The sequence below is a fragment of the Rhodococcus sp. 4CII genome, from assembly GCF_014256275.1.
In the GTDB taxonomy this organism is placed as follows: Bacteria; Actinomycetota; Actinomycetes; order Mycobacteriales; family Mycobacteriaceae; genus Rhodococcus_F; species Rhodococcus_F wratislaviensis_A.
Window position 1 is genome coordinate 5,793,439 of record NZ_JACCFE010000002.1, and the last position, 18,015, is coordinate 5,811,453.

Genomic DNA, 18,015 nt, shown 5'->3' on the forward strand with positions numbered 1-18,015 from the left:
GCACGTGAGTGCGAATGCGCGCCCCGCACACATTGCCACTCGCCTGCGGAGGGTGGACCTCCCGAGTCGGTGGGGTGTGGTAAGTCTGAGCCGAACGGAGTTGGGGAGCGAGGGGAGGTCATGTGCTCGTACTGCATCGCGCCGAGCGTTCCACCACCCTCGCGTCGGCACTCGGCGACGTGCTCGCGACCCCGCTGTCCGATCCGTTCGCCCGTGAGATCGTCGCGGTCCCGGCGAAGGGTGTGGAGCGCTGGCTCACGCAGCGACTGTCGACGGTGCTCGGGGCGCGGGGCGATCTCGGTGACGGCGTGGCCGCGAACATCGACTTCCCGTCACCGACCCGGCTCGTGGACGAGTGCCTCGCGGCGGCCACCGGTGTATCCGCCGAGGACGACCCGTGGGCGCCCTCGCGCATGCTGTGGGCACTGCTCGAGGTCGTCGACCGCTGCCTCGGCGAGCCCTGGTGCGCGGTTCTCGCCAAGCATCTCGGGCACGGCCTGCCGGACCAGAACCCGGACGATCACCGGCCCGGCAGGCGCTACGCCACCGCGTCGCACCTGACCGATCTGTTCCGGAGCTACGGCGCTCAGCGACCCGCGATGCTGGTCGACTGGGCAGGTGGCCGCGACACCGACGGGGCCGGGGGCGTGCTCGACGACGACCTTCTCTGGCAGGCCGAACTGTGGCGACGGATGCGCGAGCGCATCGGCGGCCCGGCGCCCGCGGAGCGGCTCGAGCCGGCCTGTGCCCGGCTGCGCGAGGAACCGCGGCTCGTTGAGCTCCCCGACCGGCTGTCGCTGTTCGGTCCGACCCGGCTCGCGACCGACCAGCTCTCGGTGCTCGCCGCGCTCGCCGTGAATCGCGATGTGCACCTGTGGCTTCCGCATCCGAGCCCGGCCATGTGGTCGGCCTCGGCCGCGCCGGACGGCGTCCTCGCGCGCGCCGACGACCACACCGCGCTGTCCGTCGCGCACCCGCTGCTCTCCAGTCTGGCCCGCGACGTTCGCGAACTCGAGTCGAGGCTGACCCGTCTCGACCTCGACGATGTCCACCACGAGGCGCCGCCGCCGCCCGATTCCCTCCTGGGACGCCTGCAGGCGGACATCAGGGACGATCGTGCACCCGCGCTCGCCGAGTGCACGGCCGACTCGTCCGTCCAGGTGCATGCCTGCCACGGTCCGGCGCGTCAGGTGGAGGTCCTGCGCGAATGCCTGCTGCATCTCTTCGAGGACGATCCGAGTCTCGAGCCGCGCGACGTGCTCGTGATGTGCCCCGACGTAGAGTCGTACGCGCCGCTGATCCGCGCCGCGTTCGGGCAGGACGTGCTCGGTCATCCCGGCCACCGTCTTCGGGTCCGGCTCGCGGATCGTGCTCTGCACCAAACCAATCCGGTCCTGGCCGTGGTGTCGACGCTGCTCGCGCTGGCCGACGCGCGGGTCACGGCGAGCCAGGTGCTGGACCTGTCGGCGGCCGCCCCGGTACGCAGGCGGTTCCGGTTCGGCGACGACGACCTCGAACGGATCCGGGAGTGGGCCACGGCGACGGGCGCGCGGTGGGGAATCGGACCGCGGCAGCGCGCCGCGTTCGGTCTCGGCGACTTTCCGCAGAACACGTTCACCACCGCACTCGACCGCATCCTGCTCGGCGCCGCCGCCGACGAGTCGGAGAGCGAATGGCTCGCGCTGGCCCTTCCCCTCGACGACGTCGACAGCAACGACATCGACCTCACCGGGCGGCTGGCGGAGTTCGTCGACCGGCTCGACGTCGCGTTGCGGGGGCTCGGCGGACCACAGTCGGTCGCGGCGTGGTCGAGCGCCCTCACCCGGGCGTTGGACCTTCTCGTCGACGTCGCCGCCGCCGACGCGTGGCAACTGGCGCAGGCGCGACGCGAGCTCGGAGCCGCGATGGAGCACGGCGGCGGCACGGTCCTGCGGCTGTCGGACGTGCGCGCCATGCTGGCCACCCGGCTCGCGGGCCGTCCCACCCGCGCGAACTTTCGCACGGGGGAGCTGACGGTGTGCACGATGGTGCCGATGCGGTCGGTGCCGCACCGCGTCGTCGTTCTCCTCGGTCTCGACGACGAGGTGTTCCCGCGGGGTGTGAGCGTGGACGGCGACGACGTGCTGGCCCGCAATCCGCTTCTCGGCGAACGTGACCCGCGGAGCGAGGATCGGCAGTTGCTGCTCGATGCCGTCATGTCCGCGAGTGAGAAGCTGCTGCTGTTCTACACGGGCGCCGATCCCGTCAGCGGCATGACCCGGCCGCCGGCGATCCCGTTGTCCGAGCTCCTCGACGCGGTGGCCGCGACGGTCGGGCGGGACGCTCTCCCGGGAATCGTGACCCGGCATCCGTTGCAGCCGTTCGATGCCCGGAACTTCCGGCCGGAGCGTCCGTTCAGTTTCGATCGGGGTGCGCTGGCGGGGGCCCGCGCCACGCAGCATCCGCCGGAGCCGGAGCCCGGGTTCCTGCCGGCGCCGCTGGTGCCGCCGCCGGTGGGGGACGTCGATCTCGCCGATCTCATCGCGTTCCTGGTGCACCCGACGCAGGCGTTTCTGCGGCAACGGCTCGGGTTGCGGGTTCCCGACGTGGACGAGGACCTCGCCGACGCGCTGGACATCGCGCCCGATCCGCTGGCCCGCTGGGATCTGGGCCAGCGGATGCTCGTCGCGAGGCTGGCGGGGGTCGAGCTGGGCGATTTCCGCGCCGCGGAGTGGCGCCGGGGGACGTTGCCGCCGTTCGCATTGGGGGAGTCGGTGCTGGGGGGAATCGAGCACGCGGTGGAGTCGCTCGTCGCCGTCAGCGGGTCGGTGCACGTCGGCCGCGCGGAATCCGTCGACGTCGATGTCGACCTCGGTTCGGGTCGTCGGCTCACCGGGACGGTCGGCGGCGTGCACGGGTCGGTCATCGCGAGCACCACGTATTCGAGGCTGGGGCCGAAGCATCGGCTCACCGCGTGGGCGCAGTTGCTGGCAGTGGCGGCTTCCGACGGTGGAACCGAGTGGACCGCCGTCACCACCGGCCGGGGTGCGTACAGCCGTCCGGCGTGGCGCTCGACCCTCACCGCACCGGAGAACCCGGTGGAGGAATTGGTGCGCCTCGTCGAATTGCGCGATCGGGGTCTGCACGCGCCGCTGCCCATCGCCACGGGGGCGTCCGCGGCCTACGCCGAACGACGGTACGGCGGCAGCAGCGTCGAGGAGGCGATGGAGGCGGCCCGGAAGGAGTGGAGCAGTGATTTCGGTGACGCACGGGACCGGCACATCACCTACGTCTACGGAGCGTCTCCCGGTCTCGACGTGCTCGGTGATTCGGTGACCATCGAGAACTACGCACGACAACTGTGGGCGCCGCTGCTCACCGCAGAGACGATGGCGCAGCCGTGACCGGCGCCGGCGGATTCGACCTCCTCGGCCCGCTGCCGGAGGGGACGACGGTACTCGAGGCGAACGCCGGTACCGGCAAGACGTACGCGATCGTCGGCCTGGCCGCCCGCTTCGTCGCCGAGGGCGCGGTGGCCCTGTCGCAGCTGCTGCTGGTCACGTTCAGCCGGGCCGCGACGCAGGAGTTGCGCGAACGCACCCGTGAGCGATTCGGTTCGGCCGCAGCCGCATTGGCCGATCCGGCGGCGGCGCGCCTGAGTGCGGATCACCTGATCCGGCACCTCGCCGACGGTGACGCCGAGGAGGTGACGGTGCGGCGCCGGCGCCTGCTGCAGGCGCTGTCGGATTTCGACGCCGCCACCATCGTCACCACGCACAGTTTCTGCCAGCGCATGCTCGACGGGCTCGGCATCGCCGGCGAGCGCGACCCCGACACGGTGCTGGTCGAGGCGGCCGACGACCTTACGGCCGAGGTGATCGACGACCTGTACCTGCGGGCCTACAGCCGCGTCGAGGTCGCGCCGTTCACTCCGGCCGAGGCTACCGCCGCCGCCAGGGCTGCCATCTTCGACCCGCAGGCCGTGCTCGCCCCCGAAGACGCACGGGGCACCCCGGCCGGGGAACGGGTGGCGTTCGCCGAGGCGGTGCGCGCCGAGGTCGAGCGGCGCAAACGCGCGGTCGGGCTGCGCGACTTCGACGATCTGCCGATGCTCCTGCACCGCGTCCTCAGCGACCCCGCACACGGTGCGGCGGCCTGCCGGCGCGTCCGCGAACGGTACGGGGTCGTGCTGGTCGACGAGTTCCAGGACACCGACCCGCTGCAGTGGGACATTCTGCGCCGGACCTTCCACGGCAACGGCACACTGGTACTCGTCGGCGATCCGAAGCAGGCCGTCTACGCCTTCCGCGGGGCGGAGGTGCTCAGCTACCTCGACGCGGTGCGGTCGGCCGATCGGCACCAGGAGTTGACCACCAACTGGCGCAGCGATCAGGAACTGCTCGACGGCCTCGAATACCTTCACGGCGGCGCCGCACTCGGGCATCCCGAGATCGTGGTGCACCGTGTCGACGGTGCGAGACCGAAGTCGCGGCTCACGGGCGCCGCGCCGCTGCGGCTGCGGTACCTTCCCCGGACCGGCGCGGGCCCGCTCAACAAATCGGGGTATCCGGCGGTGGGGCCGCTCCGGGAGCGGATCGCCGCCGACCTCGCCGCCGACATCGTCGCCCTCCTCGATGGCGGTGCGACGCTCGACGTCGGGGGCAGCGCCCGGCCGGTCGAACCCGGCGACATCGCCGTGCTGGTGCGCACCAACGCCCAGATCGCACTCGTCCACGACGCCCTCGACCGGGCGGGGGTGCCGTCCGTACTGGCCGGCGGGGCCAGTGTCTTCACCACTCCGGCTGCGCAGCACTGGCTCTGGATCCTGCAGGCCATCGAGCAACCGCACCGCGCCGACCGGGTGCGGCTGGCGGCGCTCACACCGCTGCTCGGACATTCGGCCGAGGAACTCGACGCCCGCGGCGACGACATCGTCGCAGAGGTCGGGGGCCTGCTGCGCGAACTCGGCGCGGTGTTCGCCCAGTCCGGTTTCGCGGCACTGTTCGAACGACTGTCCGCGGTCGCCGCCCTGGAGGCGAGACTGCTCCGGGTCGCGGCGGGAGAACGGGCACTGACCGATCTGCGGCACGTGGCGCAGTTGCTCAACAGTGCCGCCGTCGAGCAGTCGCTCGGTCTGACGGCCGTCACCCGCTGGCTGACCGAACGGATGAAGGACCCGACCTCGGGTGGGGTAGACCGCAGCCGGCGACTCGACAGCGACGCCACCGCCGTGCAGATCGCGACAGTCCACGCCAGCAAAGGCCTCGAATTCCCGCTCGTCTACCTGCCCTACGCGTGGGACGCCGCCAAGATTTCGAAACCGAGCAAACTGCTCCTGCACGACGACGACGGTCGGCGCATCCTCGACGTCGGCGGTCCGGGCAGCCCCGGCTACGCCGACCGCAGGAACCGGCACGACGCCGAAGAGGCGGGGGAGGAACTTCGGCTGCTGTACGTCGCGGTCACCCGGGCGATGTGCGGGCTCGTGGTGTGGTGGGCGCCGGGGTTCACGACAGCGGGCGCGCCGCTGCACCGGATGATTCTGGGGCGCAGGCCCGGGCAGCGTGAGGTCCCGCAGAAGGCCGTCGTTCCCGAGGATCCGGTTGTCGCGGAACGGTTGTCGGAGTGGGGTTCGGCGGCGCCGGAGACGGTGACGGTCGAGGCGGTGGGGTCGGAACCGATCGCGCGGGTCGGGTGGACCCCGCAGCGCGAGCCCAGCGGAGATCTGGAGGCCGCGCGGTTTCGCCGACTGCTCGACATGCGCTGGCGTCGCACGTCGTATTCGGCGTTGACCGCGTCCGCGCACGACGCGCCCGCCGTGGGAAGTGAGGCGGAGGTCGACGAGAAGACGGACGAGCCGGACGAGCCACCGCTGCAGGCCCCCGCCGACGTCACTACGGGTGTGCCGTCGACGATGAACGACTTGCCGGGCGGCGCGACGTTCGGCACGCTCGTCCACGCCGTCTTCGAGATCGTCGACACCGCAGCGCCCGATCTGGACGACGAAGTCCTACGGTGTTGCCGCGACGTGATCGCGTCGACGCTCTCGGACATCGATCCGGCTCAGCTGGCCTCCGCACTGGTCCCGGTGCTGCGGACTCCTCTCGGGGCGGGGGCCGGGCGCACACTCGCCGACCTCGCCCCGGCGGACCTGTTGGCGGAACTCGACTTCGAGCTGCCCCTCGCCGGCGGCGACACGCCCTCGCTGACCGTGATGCTCGACCGTGTCGGCAGACTGCTGCGCACGCACCTGTCCGACGACGACCCGCTGCGGTCGTATGCCGACGCCGTGCTGACCCTCGAACCGACACCCCTGCGCGGATACCTCACCGGCAGCATCGACGCCGTGCTGCGGCTGCCCGGGCCGCGATACGTCGTGGTCGACTACAAGACCAACCGCCTCGCGCAGGGGGAGCTGACCACCGCCCACTACACCCGCGACAACATGGCCGCCGAAATGCTGCGGGCGCACTACCCGCTGCAGGCACTGCTGTATTCCGTTGCGTTGCATCGCTACCTGCGCTGGCGGCAGCCGGATTACGATCCCGCAGTCCACCTCGGCGGGGTCCAGTACCTGTTCGTTCGCGGAATGGTCGGCCCCGGCACCCCACCCGGCTGCGGCGTCTTCGACTGGGCACCCCCGGCCGCGCTGATCACCGAACTGTCCGATCTGCTGTCCGGGTCGGCCAGCGAGCCCGAGGGGACGCCATGACGGAGGTGCAGGTGGCGCAGCGCGGCAAGGGGCGGCTGCGGATCTTCAACGAGGCCGGTGTGCTCGCCGCGGCGGACGTGCACGTCGCGTTGCGGTTGTCAGCGCTCGGGGGCGAACCCTCGGAAGACGTCGTGCTGGCGACGGCGCTGGCGGTTCGCGCGGTGCGGGCCGGTTCGGTGTGCCTGGACCTGACGCGGATCCGGGAGGTGACGGTCGACGAGGAGTCCGAGGTCGACCTCGACGCGCTGCCCTGGCCGGAAGACTCGGCTGTCGTCGAGGCCCTGCGCCGGAGCCCGCTGGTCACGGGTGGCGCGGCGGGTCCGCTGCGACCGCTGCGGCTCGTCGACACCGCGGAGGGCGGGCTGCTGTATCTCGACCGGTACTTCCGGCAGGAAGCGACCATCCGGCGGGTGCTCGACCAGCGTGCCGTCGGGCACCCGCTCGTCGACGAGCATGCGCTGCGGGACGGGTTGGACGCGCTGTTCCGCGACCAGCACGACGTCGGGGCGCCGTCGCCGTCACCGGATCGGCAGCGGATCGCTGCCGCGGTGGCCGCCACACAGTGGACGTCCGTGATCGTCGGCGGACCGGGAACGGGCAAGACGCACACCGTCGCCCGGGTGCTGGCGCTGCTGGCGAGGCAACCGGGACCGAGGCGGCGCATCGCGCTCGCCGCCCCCACTGGTAAGGCCGCGGCGCGATTGCAGGAGGCCGTGCGCGAGCAGGCCGACACACTCGGGCTGCCGCCCGACTTGGCCGCGATGACGCTGCACCGGCTGCTGGGGTGGCAGCGGGGGCGCGGCAGCAGATTCCGCTACAACACGAACAATCACCTGCCGTACGACGTGATCGTCGTCGACGAGACGTCGATGGTGTCGCTGACGATGATGTGCCGGCTTCTCGAGGCCGTCCGGCCCGACACCCACCTGGTGCTCGTCGGTGATCCGGATCAGCTGACGTCCGTCGATGCGGGCGCCGTTCTCGCGGATCTGGTGGGGCGGCCCGTCTCGGGAACCGAGAATCCGGTGCTCGCGCGGGTCGTCGGGGACGACTTGGACGCCGCGGACGACCCCCTCGAAGCGTCCCTGGGTGCGGGCGAGCGCGACCGGCTGCGGGGCGGGGTGGTCCGGCTCAGCCGCGGACGCCGGTTCGGCGGTGGCATCGCGACACTGGCGGTCGCGGTGCGAGACGGGGACGAGGACCGGGTGATCGAGATCCTGCGTGGCGAGGGTGCCCCCGAGGTGTCCTTTCACGATCCGGACGACCTCGACGCGCTGCGGTCGGATGTGGTGGGCACGGCGGCCGCGGTCACCGGCGCCGCAGAATTGGGCGATGCAGCTGCTGCACTGCAGCATTCGGAGACGCACCGGTTGCTGTGTGCGCACCGGGAGGGTCCGTACGGCGTGCAGCGGTGGGCGCGGCAGGCAATGGAGTGGATCGGCGCGGCGACAGGGCAGTGGCTGGACCCGGATCGCTGGTATCCGGGCCAGCCGCTGATGGTGACTGCCAATGATCACGATACGAAGATTTACAACGGCGACACCGGGGTGATCGTGCGGCGCGACGACGACGAACTCGCTGCCGCCTTCCTGCGGGGCGCCGAACCGTTCCTGTTGCACCCAACGCACCTCGCCGCCGTGCAGACCGTGTACGCGATGACGATTCACCGCAGTCAGGGCAGCCAGTACGACACGGTGACCGTGGTACTGCCCGGTGCGGCATCCTCCCTGCTGACCCGGGAATTGCTGTACACCGCGATCACCCGTGCCCGGAAGCACGTGCGAATCATCGGAGCGGAGGACGCAGTGCGGGCGGGAGTGCAACGCCGGGTCCTGCGGGCCAGCGGGCTTCGGCGGGCGATTCTGTAACACGGTTGCGCGTCGACGAGATCACGACGGCGAGGGTGGCCGACAGAAAGACGATCTGCAGGAGGGTGCGGGGGATCAGGGCTTCGAAGGGTCCCGGCGAGAGTCCCTCCGCGGCGGCGTGGACGTCGGCCGGGACAGCCGGTTTCGGGCACGGCTCAACTTCTGTGAGACGGGGACGCGGGCGGTGGCACGTGCCAGGCCCATCGCCGGCGCACCGACGTAGACCGACTCGGCGCGGCTCACCGGATAGGTCTCGTGCCAGACGCCGACCGCGCCGGGTGCCTTGCGGGCCCGCCGGTTGAACGCGGCCCACGCCGGACGATGCTTCGCATTGCCGTCGCCGGCGTAGGCGTACAGCTTGTCGACGGAGTTCCAGTACTGAATCACCGTCGGGCCGCGCCACCCGAACGTCAGGCGGTAGCCCATCAGGCCCGACGCTTCGTCTTCGGACAGTTCCCGCAGCATCGTCGGCATCGCCAGAAATGCCGGGAGCCACAGATCGGGTCGCCACGGCCGGTTGATGGTCATCCCGATCAGGAAGACCACCAGTTCGCCGTCGTAGTGGTGAGTCGAACGGGCGGGTTCGATCGTCGTCATCGGACGCCTCCAAGACTGGATATCAAGACTATCTAATAATGGATAGTGACAGTATCCAATGTCAAGGGGTGCAGGCATGCCAAAACCCGGACCGCGCGGTGCGCAGCCCGGTTGGGTTGTCAGGGGTGAGTTACGGGGCCGGTGTCGGCGTCACCGGGACGACTGAGGCGAGTGCCCGCTCGTGTGCCTCGGTCGACCATTCGGGCTCGGTGGTGATGTTCATGTCGCCGATGATCGTGCCGAAGATATTGATGTCCGTGCTGTACAGGATCACCGCGTTGCGCTGCGAATCAGTGAAGTTCGTGCCGGTGATGTCTGCATCGCTCAGGTCGGCGTACGACAGATTCGCGGCAGCGAAATTGGTGCCGGTGAGGTTCGCGCGTTTCAGGTTCGCGCCCGACAGCTCGGCGAAGCTCAGGTTCACGCCGGCCAGATTTGCGAAACTGAGATCGGCGCCCGGGCACGTCGTGCGATCGTCGGGCGTCGGATTCGCCACGATGGTGCAGCCGTTGATCTCGGTGAGCGGATCCGCCGCGGCGGTGCCCGCGCCCGCGGCGACTGCGGCACCTCCCGCCAGCGCCACCGCGCCCAGTGTCCGAACCGTGAAATGTGTCCTGCTCATGCCGGACTGCCCCCTCGCGTAGAAACCTGCACCGTCATCGCCGAACATAGTGCCGAGCGCACTGCGCCGCACGGGGAACGGCGACACCGGCTGGGCTGGTGCAGACGCACCCCTTCCCGGCAGACGCACCCCTTGTGCGGCCCGAATAGGGGTGCGTCTGCACAGAACGGGTGCGTCTGTCGGGCGCCCCGGCTTCCGGGCCTGCCGCGGGCGATCACCGATGCAGTGCTCGCGTCCGCGTACTGGCGCCGCCGGGTGAGCAGAGGCGCCACGGCTCGAGCAACGTCTCGAAGTGTGAGCGGGTGAAGTCGTCCGATCCGACCAGATCGGCCACCGCGAGGGCGGCCGCGGCATCACGGACGGCGGTCGCGAGATTCGCGCACAGCCGCTCGTCCTCCCGCAGTGTCCGCTCGTCCATGTGGCACCGTTCCCACGCGGCGTCCTGAGCCCGATACCACGATTTGATCCGGCCGCTCGCCCAGGCCGCATCGCGGGCACATGCCCACGCGGCGAGCCTGCGGCGGCTGTCGACGGTGCCACTCGCCGCACCCAGCTCTCGGAGGCGGTCGTGCAGAAGGGCCGCCGCGTCGACGGCGTGCTCGATGACGTCCGGCCAGTTCGGGCCGAACGTCTCCGTGCATTCGTCCTCGGTCACGGCGAACGAATCGAGCACGCCGAGTGCGTCGTCCAGGGCGCCCCGGTCCAGGATGCCGGACCCCGGTAGCGCGCGTCGGCTCAGCAACTGGAAGACCACGAACGCATCGCCGCGGACGGGGGCGCAGTGCACGAGGACGTCGAGAACGGAGAAGCCCGTCTCGGGTGCGGAGTCCTCGTGGACGCGGTGCCGCCGAATGAACTGCGCGGCGCGGGCGGGCAGAAGCCGAAGTTCGTCGGTGATCACGTCAGCACTCGACATAGTTGACCGGAACGTTGACTGCCAGACCACCGGTCGACGTCTCCTTGTACTTCGAAAGCATGTCCGCGCCCGTCGAGCGCATCGTCTCGATGACCTGGTCGAGGCTGACCCGGTGGGTGCCGTCGCCCCGCAAGGCCATGCGAGCGGCGTTGATGGCCTTGCCCGCCGAGATCGCGTTGCGTTCGATGCAGGGGATCTGCACCAGTCCCTCGATGGGGTCGCAGGTGAGGCCGAGACTGTGTTCCATCGCGATCTCCGCGGCGTTCTCCACCTGTTCCGTTGTGCCGCCCAGGATTTCGGCGAGCCCGGCAGCGGCCATGGAGGCGGCCGAACCCACCTCGCCCTGGCAGCCGACCTCGGCGCCGGAGATCGACGCGCGTTCCTTGTACAGCGATCCCACGGCTCCCGCGGCGAGGAGGAAGCGGATCGCGGTGTCGTCGGGATCGGCCCGGCCCGCGGGTGTGTAGTGGACGGCGTAGTGCAGCACCGCGGGAATGATCCCGGCGGCGCCGTTGGTGGGCGCGGTGACGATCCGGCCGCCGGATGCGTTCTCCTCGTTGACGGCGAGCGCGACGAGGTTGACCCAGTCCTCGGCGAAGGCGGGATCGCGGTGCGGGTCTTCCTGATCCAGCCGCAGGTACCAGTCCCGTGCGCGACGCCGCACGCGCAGAGCGCCCGGCAGGATCCCGTCACGGGAGATCCCCCGCTTCTCGCATTCCACCATGACGTCGCGAATATGGAGGAGCCGTTCGTAGATCTCGACGGTCGACCGCTTTTCGCGTTCGAACCGGAGCATCACGTCGCTGATGGCGTAGCCGTGGCGGGCCGCGACGTCGAGGAGTTCCTTCGCCGACCCGAACGACATGCCGCCGGTGCTGGTAGCCGGTGGCTCCGCGCTCTCCGCTTCGGTGACGACGAACCCGCCGCCGACGGAAAAGTAGGTCTCGCGGTGAATCTCGACGCCCCCGGCGGCGAACGCGGTGATCGTCATTCCGTTCGGGTGCAGCGGCAGAATCGTCAGCGGGTGGAGGACGATCTCGTCCTCGGCCAGTGCGACCTCCTGCGATCCGCCGACCCGGATGCGCCCGGTGCTGCGCATCTCGTCGAGCCGTCGTTCCATCTCCTCGGTCTCGATCGTCTCCGGGAAATACCCTTCGAGTCCGAGCAGGACCGCCGACATCGTGCCGTGGCCCGCCCCGGTGGCCGCGAGCGAGCCGTACAGGTCGACGCGGACATCGGCCACGTCGGTGAGTGCACCGAGCGCGCGGAGGTCGGAGACGAACCGCGCGCCCGCGCGCATCGGTCCGACGGTGTGGGAACTCGAGGGGCCGACACCGACGGAGAACAGGTCGAACACGCTGATGGTCATGGGGTTACATCGCCTCACAGAGTTCGCCGGCGTATTGCGCGGGGGTGAGCAGTCCGTAGGCCGACGACGTCGGGAGGGGAAGGACGGCGAACAGCCAGCCACGGTGGAACGGGTCGTCGGCGACGAGTGCCGGATTCGCGAGGACGTCGGCGTTTGTGAGCGTGACGAGTCCGCTGATCGGTGCGTACACCGTGATCGGGGTCCGGTTCGACGACCACACCAGGGCGCAGGGGGCACCTGCCTCGATCGTGCTGCGAACCGCCGGAAGTTCCAGGCTCACGACGTCGACCTCGTCGACCGCCGCGTCGGTGACACCGGCCCGCAGCGGATAGTCGGAGAGGTTCTGGCCCGGTGCGAGGGCCAGCCAGCTGTGTGTTGCCGTGAACCGTCGATCCGAGGGAATCTTTCGAGATCTCATGCCTTTTCCTTTGACAGTCGGGCGTAGTCGTCGCGGACGTCGCGCGTGCGATCCAACAGATCGGATATTGATATATCAGTCTGAGCCATAACGGTAGGTCAGGTGTGGGGGCGGGTCAAGAGGTGATCGAGAGAACGTCTGGAAACGGGTGGCTACGGCCGGAGCGCAGCGGGCAGGACGCCCTTGAGCGAGCTCGTCACGGCCAGCGTCTCGGCCTCCAGGAGGTCGCCCGGTGTGAGAATGCGCTCGCGTATGAATCCGCGGTCGAGTTGCCAGGACCGCTCGACACCCGGCAGGCACCCCGACGACAACGGCGGCGTCCACCAGACGCCGTCGATCCGGGCCGCGAGATTCGCGATCGTGGTCTCGGTGACGTGCCCGAGTTCGTTGACCAGCACGACGTCGTCGGCCTCGGGATGGCGGCGCCGCCTGCGGTCGTACCGCTCGCGCACGGTGGTCTTGTGACCGAGGAGGACGTCGCGGGAGTCGACACGCTCGTCGTCGAGGACGAGCGACACGCACGACGGCGCAACCGGGGGCGGGAAGACGTCGACGTCCACAGCGCCGTCGCGGTGCAGGCGCACGCGGACCCGGGCCGCGCCGACGCCGGACAGTCGCCTCGCGAGAAGGCTCCGGATGCCTCGTTCCCCGAACTCGTACCCGAGCACGGACGCGGAACGGGCCAGGCGTCGCAGATGTCGCTCCCCGTGCCGCAGTCCCGTCCGCGGATCGTGATACATCGTCTCCATCAACTGAGCAGCGGCGTCCACCAGCTGGATCCCGGCCGCATCGATCGTCGCGAGACCGGCGGCGGCGGAGACGGCGGTGTTCACTGGGCGGAGGCTCGATTCGATGCGCGACTCGGGTGGGCGGAACCACGATATACGAGCGCCCGCAGAACGGACACCGCGTCCACGGTCGCGGCGACGTCGTGCACCCGGAGGACGGCCGCACCGTTCTGCGCGGCGACGAGGGCGGCGGCGACCGACCCGGCGAGCCGGTTGCCGACCTCGCGTCCGGTGATCGCTCCCAGCATGCCCTTGCGCGACAGCCCCGCCATCACCGGCAGCCCGAGGTCGGCGATCTCGGGCAGCCGCGACAGCAGCTCGAGATTGTGTGCCAGCGTCTTGCCGAATCCGAACCCCGGGTCGACCATGATGTGCGAGTTCGGCACGCCCGCGTCCAGGCAGCAGTCGACCCGCTCGACGAGGAACCGGCGCACCTCGGCCACGACGTCGTCGTACTCCGGAGATCTCTGCATCGTCTCCGGCTCGCCGCGCATGTGCATCAGGCAGACGGGCACGTCCAGATCGGCTGCGGCGCGCAATGCGCCCGGAAGTTGTAGGGCGCGAACGTCGTTGATCATCGAGGCGCCCGCCGCAACGGCCTCGCGCATCACGTCGGGCCGCGAGGTGTCCACGGAGATCGGGACGGGCGTCGACTCTGCGAGGGCGGCGACGACCGGCACCACACGGTCGATCTCCTCGGCGACCGACGGTGGGCGCGACCCCGGCCGCGTCGATTCGCCGCCGACGTCGAGAAGTCCGGCGCCCTCCGCGGCGAGGGACAACCCGTGCTCGACGGCCGCGGCGGTGTCGAGGTACCGGCCGCCGTCGGAGAACGAATCCGGGGTCACGTTGACGATGCCGCAGACCACGGGCACGTCGTCGGCGAGCGCGGTGAGCAGGCGGTCGGGGCGGGACGCGATGAGAGCAGGGGACGAGGCCATCCGACGCACTCCTTCCAGATGGGATCGGCCCGGTGGACGGCGCCATGTCGTCCACCGGGCCGAGGACTGTCGCGTCAGACGGGATCGATGCCGAACTCCTCGGCGGCGTCGATCAGCCATTCCGCGAGATACCGGGCGAACGACGCCCGCACCAGGATGCGGTAGTCGGTGCCGGTGTCGTCGAGCGCGATCAGCACGACGCCGGCGAGGCCGAGCATCGTCTGCACGGCCGCACCCGGACCGAAGACCCGGGGGTGCAGGTCGAGCGAGCAGCCCTTGGCGAGGACGTCGCGGGCGTGGGCCCCGCGCAGGCGCACGGTGGTGCGCTGCGCGGAGACGTCGATCGCCGCGCCGCCGTGCGGGGTCACCGCGGTGCGCAGCGCGTCCTCGAGTTCCTCGGGGGACTGGGATCGGGCGGTGATCAGCCATTCCTCCGGGCCGAGCCAGATGACGGTGATCGCGCCGCTCTCGACACGGGTCGACGGAGTGGTGGGCAGTTCGACGCCGAGGACGGCGGCCGCAGCAGCGCCACCGGGGCCTGTCGGATCCACCCACAGATCGACCGTCGCGACGAACGGTTCCTCGGCGATGCTCACCGAGTCGGGGAGCACCGAGAACTTCTGGTCCCAGCCGTGCAGGGGGCTGAGCGGAACGAGGGTGTCAGCCATCGCGGCGTGCTCCTTCGGGATCGACGAGAACGGAACCGGTGACCTCCACGGCCACCAATTGACCGTCCACCGGGACGTGCAGGGTGTCACCGACGCGGGCCCGGCCACCCTTGACCAGGGCGAGGCCGAACGGCCGGCCGAGTTCGGCGCTGAGGTAGCTGGAGGTGACGTGGCCGAGCATCGGGACCGGCGGGGGCGGCAGGACGCCGTCGGGGCGGTGTTCGATGATCTGCGCACCCTCGGGCAGCACGGTCTGCTTGTCGAGGGGCAGCAGTCCGACGAATTGCTTGCGCAGCGGGTTCTGGTTCTCCTCCCGGGCGAACGAGCGCTTGCCGACGAAGTCGGGCTTCTTCTTCGACACCGCCCAGCCCATACCGAGGTCCTGGGGTGTGACGGTGCCGTCGGTGTCCTGGCCGATGATCGGGTAGCCCTTCTCGGCGCGGAGCACGTGCATCGTTTCGGTGCCGTACGGGGTGATGTCGAACTTCTCGCCGGCGGCGATCAGGCGTGCCCAGACGGCGGGCGCGTGCCAGCCGTTGACGTTGACCTCGTACGCGAGTTCTCCGGAGAAGCTGACCCGGGCCACCCGCACGTGCAGGTCGCCGAGGGCGGTGTCGCGCCAGGCCATGAACGGGAACGCGTCGTTGCTGACGTCGAGGTCGGGGAAGACCTCGCCGATCACGTCGCGCGATTTCGGTCCGACGACGGGGAACGTGGCCCACTGTTCGGTGACCGAGGTGAGCCGCACCTTCAGATGGGGCCATTCGGTCTGCAGCCATTCCTCCATCCAGTCGAGGATCTTCGCGGCGCCGCCGGTGGTGGTGAAGACCTGGTATCGGTCGTCGGCCAGGCGCATCACGGTGCCGTCGTCGATGACCATGCCGTCGACGCCGCACATGACGCCGTAGCGGACCATGCCGACCTTCAGGGTGCTCATCATGTTCGTGTAGAGCATGTCGAGCAGCACCCCGGCGTCGGGCCCCTGGACGTCGATCTTGCCGAGGGTGGAGCCGTCGAGGATGCCGATGCTGCGGCGCACGGCGGCGCACTCGCGCAGCACCGCCGCGTCCATGTCCTCCCCGGGGAGCGGGTAGTAGCGGGGACGCTTCCACTGGCCGACGTCCTCGAACACCGCGCCGCGGCCGACGTGCCAATCGTGCAGTGCCGTCACCCGTTCGGGGTCGAAGAGGGTGCCTCGACTGCGGCCGGCGAGGGTGGCGAACGCGACCGGGGTGTAGGGCGGGCGGAACGTGGTGGTCCCCAGCGTCTCGATCGGGCGGCCGAGCAGTTCGGCGGTGATGCCGGACGAGATCACGCCGGAGGTCTTGCCCTGGTCGTGTGCGGTGCCGATGGTCGTGTAGCGCTTGATGTGCTCCATCGACGTCATTCCGGCGCCGACGGCGCGGGAGAGGTCGGCGACCGTCGCGTCGCGCTGGACGTCGACGAACTGTGTGTCCTCACCGGCGACGTCGGGCACCCGCCACAGCACGAGCGGAGCCGACGGTGCGGATTCCTCTCCGATCGTCACGTCGATCGTCCGGTCCGGAACGGTGAAGCCCAGGTCGGTCATGATCGACTGCCCGGCCTTCTGCCCGTCGCGCAGGCACCCGGGCAGATTCAGGATCCCGGCCGCGGAGCCGGTGACGGAGACGCCGTCCAGGTCCTCACCGGGAACGAACGCGCCGAGGTTCTCGTCGTAGCGGAGCTTGCCGCGGGCCTGGGAGAACAGGTGCACAGCCGGGTTCCAGCCGCCGCTGACCAGCAGGACGTCGCAGGCGAGGGGGATCGCGGTGCCGGTGTCGCCGGTGCGGTTGGTGACGAGGGCGTGGCTGACCCGGCCGTTGCCGCGGGTGCCCGACACCACCGATCCGGTGCGGACCGCGATGCCGCGGGCATCGCACTCGGCCTGCCAGTGTGCGGGTGCCTGATCGCGGGCCTCGACGATTGCGTTGACGCGGATGCCTGCGTCGTGCAGGTCGATCGCGGCTTCGTAGGCGCTGTCGTTGGTAGTGAACACGACGGCCTGCTCGCCGACCTTCACGCCGTAGCGGTGCAGGAAGGTGCGGGCGCCGTGCGCGAGCATGATGCCGGGGCGGTCGTTGTCGGTGAAGACGACGGGACGCTCGTGCGCTCCGGCGGCGACGAGGATGTGCCGGGCGCGGATCCGCCAGACACGCTGACGGCTCAGTGCGGCGGGGGCCTCGACGCCGAGATGGTCGGTGCGACGCTGCAGCGCGAGGACGAAGCCGTCGTCGTAGTTGCCGAATGCGGTGGTGCGCTGCAGGTGCAGCACATCCGGGTAGGTGGCGAGTTCGGCGACCGCGGCCGCGACCCAGTCCAGCGCAGGGGCGCCGTCGATGAGATCGGTGGAGCCGAGGAGGGCGCCGCCGGCCTCGTTCTGTTCGTCGACGATCACCACTCGTGCGCCGGCCCGGGCCGCGGTGAGGGCGGCGGCGAGACCGGCTGGGCCTGCGCCGGCGACGAGGAGGTCGGTGTGGACGTGCGTGGCATCGTATTTTGCCGCATCGGCGATGGCGGCGAGCCGTCCCTGGCCGGGGATGCCGCGGGCGACGAGACCGTCGAACAGTTCGATGGTGGTGGCGAGCAGCATCGGCTCGGGGAACGGCTCCTCGAGCTGGACGAGGCCGCCGGTGTCCTCCGCCCAGGCCGCGGTGATGCCGCGGGGCCTGCCGAGTTTGATGCTGGTGGTGATCTGGTGGACGCCGTTGGCGAGCAGCGCCGAGCCGAGGGTGTCACCGGGGTGGCCGGTCAGGTCCCGGCCGTCGAAGGTGAAGGTGTAGGAGGTGTCACGGTCGATGCGACCGCCCTGGCGGGTGCGGAAGGGTGCGTTCACGATATCGTCGGCTTCTGCTCGTCCAAGCGGTAGACGCTGTGGAATCGGTAGGTGGCGGTGTCGCGGACGGCGTTGAACCAGCGCCGGCAGCCGGCGCTGTGGTTCCATCGTTCCGCGAACAGACCCTTCGGGTTCGCGCGGAAGAACACGTAGTGCGCCCACTGTTCGTCGTTGAGCGACGCGGGATCGTCCGGGTACACGACGTGGGCTTCGCCCCCGTAGTGGAACTCGGTTTCCTCGCGGGACCCGCACCACGGGCATTCGATGAGTTGCATGGTGTGTT

13 protein-coding genes are annotated in these 18,015 nt (G+C 70.3%); 3 read left to right on the forward strand and 10 right to left on the reverse strand.

All coding sequences use genetic code 11. From position 1 onward, the window contains the following. Nucleotides 1-122 precede the first annotated feature (122 nt). From recC to recD, 3 genes are read left to right on the forward strand one after another with little or no spacing between them, the layout of a single operon-like run. Nucleotides 123-3,383, forward strand: coding sequence for an exodeoxyribonuclease V subunit gamma (gene recC / locus H0B43_RS27600; RefSeq protein WP_185725019.1), 3,261 nt, complete (start codon nt 123-125; stop codon nt 3,381-3,383). Then, nucleotides 3,341-6,691, forward strand: a complete 3,351-nt coding sequence (locus tag H0B43_RS27605; RefSeq protein ID WP_185725018.1) for a UvrD-helicase domain-containing protein — start codon at nt 3,341-3,343, stop codon at nt 6,689-6,691. Before recC ends, H0B43_RS27605 begins: the two co-directional genes overlap by 43 nt. Further along, nucleotides 6,688-8,559 carry an exodeoxyribonuclease V subunit alpha gene (gene recD / locus H0B43_RS27610; protein WP_185725016.1) on the forward strand — a complete coding sequence of 624 codons (1,872 nt, stop codon included), beginning with the start codon at nt 6,688-6,690 and terminating at the stop codon, nt 8,557-8,559. Before H0B43_RS27605 ends, recD begins: the two co-directional genes overlap by 4 nt. 75 nt (nt 8,560-8,634) lie before the next feature. Here recD and H0B43_RS27615 read toward each other — a convergent pair whose 3' ends face one another. From H0B43_RS27615 to H0B43_RS27660, 10 genes are all read right to left on the reverse strand, one after another. Next, nucleotides 8,635-9,156, reverse strand: a complete 522-nt coding sequence (locus tag H0B43_RS27615) for a DUF4188 domain-containing protein (RefSeq protein WP_185725015.1) — start codon at nt 9,154-9,156, stop codon at nt 8,635-8,637. Between the two features lie 130 nt (nt 9,157-9,286). Beyond that, the gene (locus H0B43_RS27620; RefSeq protein WP_185725014.1) at nt 9,287-9,778 is read right to left on the reverse strand and encodes a pentapeptide repeat-containing protein; all 492 of its coding nucleotides are present in this window, start codon (nt 9,776-9,778) and stop codon (nt 9,287-9,289) included. A 214-nt stretch (nt 9,779-9,992) separates the two neighbouring features. Continuing rightward, nucleotides 9,993-10,679: a hypothetical protein gene (locus H0B43_RS27625; RefSeq protein ID WP_185725012.1), complete on the reverse strand. Its 687-nt coding sequence runs from the start codon at nt 10,677-10,679 to the stop codon at nt 9,993-9,995. Between the two features lies 1 nt (nt 10,680). Next, on the reverse strand, nt 10,681-12,063 hold the full coding sequence (locus H0B43_RS27630) for an L-serine ammonia-lyase (protein WP_185725011.1): 1,383 nt from the start codon (nt 12,061-12,063) through the stop codon (nt 10,681-10,683). A 4-nt stretch (nt 12,064-12,067) separates the two neighbouring features. Further along, entirely contained in the window at nt 12,068-12,481 is a 414-nt protein-coding gene (locus H0B43_RS27635; protein WP_185725010.1) for a glycine cleavage system protein H, read from the reverse strand. A gap of 152 nt (nt 12,482-12,633) precedes the next feature. After that, a complete protein-coding gene (locus H0B43_RS27640) occupies nt 12,634-13,314 on the reverse strand; it encodes an aminotransferase class IV (RefSeq protein ID WP_185725008.1) in 681 nt (226 codons plus the stop codon). Beyond that, on the reverse strand, nt 13,311-14,210 hold the full coding sequence (gene folP, locus H0B43_RS27645) for a dihydropteroate synthase (RefSeq protein ID WP_185725007.1): 900 nt from the start codon (nt 14,208-14,210) through the stop codon (nt 13,311-13,313). Before folP ends, H0B43_RS27640 begins: the two co-directional genes overlap by 4 nt. Before the next feature lie 74 nt (nt 14,211-14,284). Continuing rightward, a complete protein-coding gene (locus H0B43_RS27650; RefSeq protein ID WP_185725006.1) occupies nt 14,285-14,878 on the reverse strand; it encodes a sarcosine oxidase subunit gamma in 594 nt (197 codons plus the stop codon). Then, nucleotides 14,871-17,732 carry a 2Fe-2S iron-sulfur cluster-binding protein gene (locus H0B43_RS27655; protein WP_185725005.1) on the reverse strand — a complete coding sequence of 954 codons (2,862 nt, stop codon included), beginning with the start codon at nt 17,730-17,732 and terminating at the stop codon, nt 14,871-14,873. Before H0B43_RS27655 ends, H0B43_RS27650 begins: the two co-directional genes overlap by 8 nt. Next, complete coding sequence (locus H0B43_RS27660; protein ID WP_185725003.1) at nt 17,729-18,007, reverse strand: sarcosine oxidase subunit delta; 279 nt, start codon at nt 18,005-18,007, stop codon at nt 17,729-17,731. The genes H0B43_RS27655 and H0B43_RS27660 overlap by 4 nt, the downstream gene beginning before the upstream one ends. Nucleotides 18,008-18,015 lie beyond the last annotated feature (8 nt).

Excerpts from the sequence above, each read along its gene's own strand:
- recD (WP_185725016.1), top strand. The coding sequence starts at position 6,688 with ATGACGGAGGTGCAGGTGGCGCAGCGCGGCAAGGGGCGGCTGCGGATC.
- H0B43_RS27630 (WP_185725011.1), bottom strand. The coding sequence starts at position 12,063 with ATGACCATCAGCGTGTTCGACCTGTTCTCCGTCGGTGTCGGCCCCTCG.
- H0B43_RS27620 (WP_185725014.1), bottom strand. The coding sequence starts at position 9,778 with ATGAGCAGGACACATTTCACGGTTCGGACACTGGGCGCGGTGGCGCTG.
- folP (WP_185725007.1), bottom strand. The coding sequence starts at position 14,210 with ATGGCCTCGTCCCCTGCTCTCATCGCGTCCCGCCCCGACCGCCTGCTC.
- H0B43_RS27650 (WP_185725006.1), bottom strand. The coding sequence starts at position 14,878 with ATGGCTGACACCCTCGTTCCGCTCAGCCCCCTGCACGGCTGGGACCAG.
- H0B43_RS27635 (WP_185725010.1), bottom strand. The coding sequence starts at position 12,481 with ATGAGATCTCGAAAGATTCCCTCGGATCGACGGTTCACGGCAACACAC.
- H0B43_RS27660 (WP_185725003.1), bottom strand. The coding sequence starts at position 18,007 with ATGCAACTCATCGAATGCCCGTGGTGCGGGTCCCGCGAGGAAACCGAG.
- H0B43_RS27615 (WP_185725015.1), bottom strand. The coding sequence starts at position 9,156 with ATGACGACGATCGAACCCGCCCGTTCGACTCACCACTACGACGGCGAA.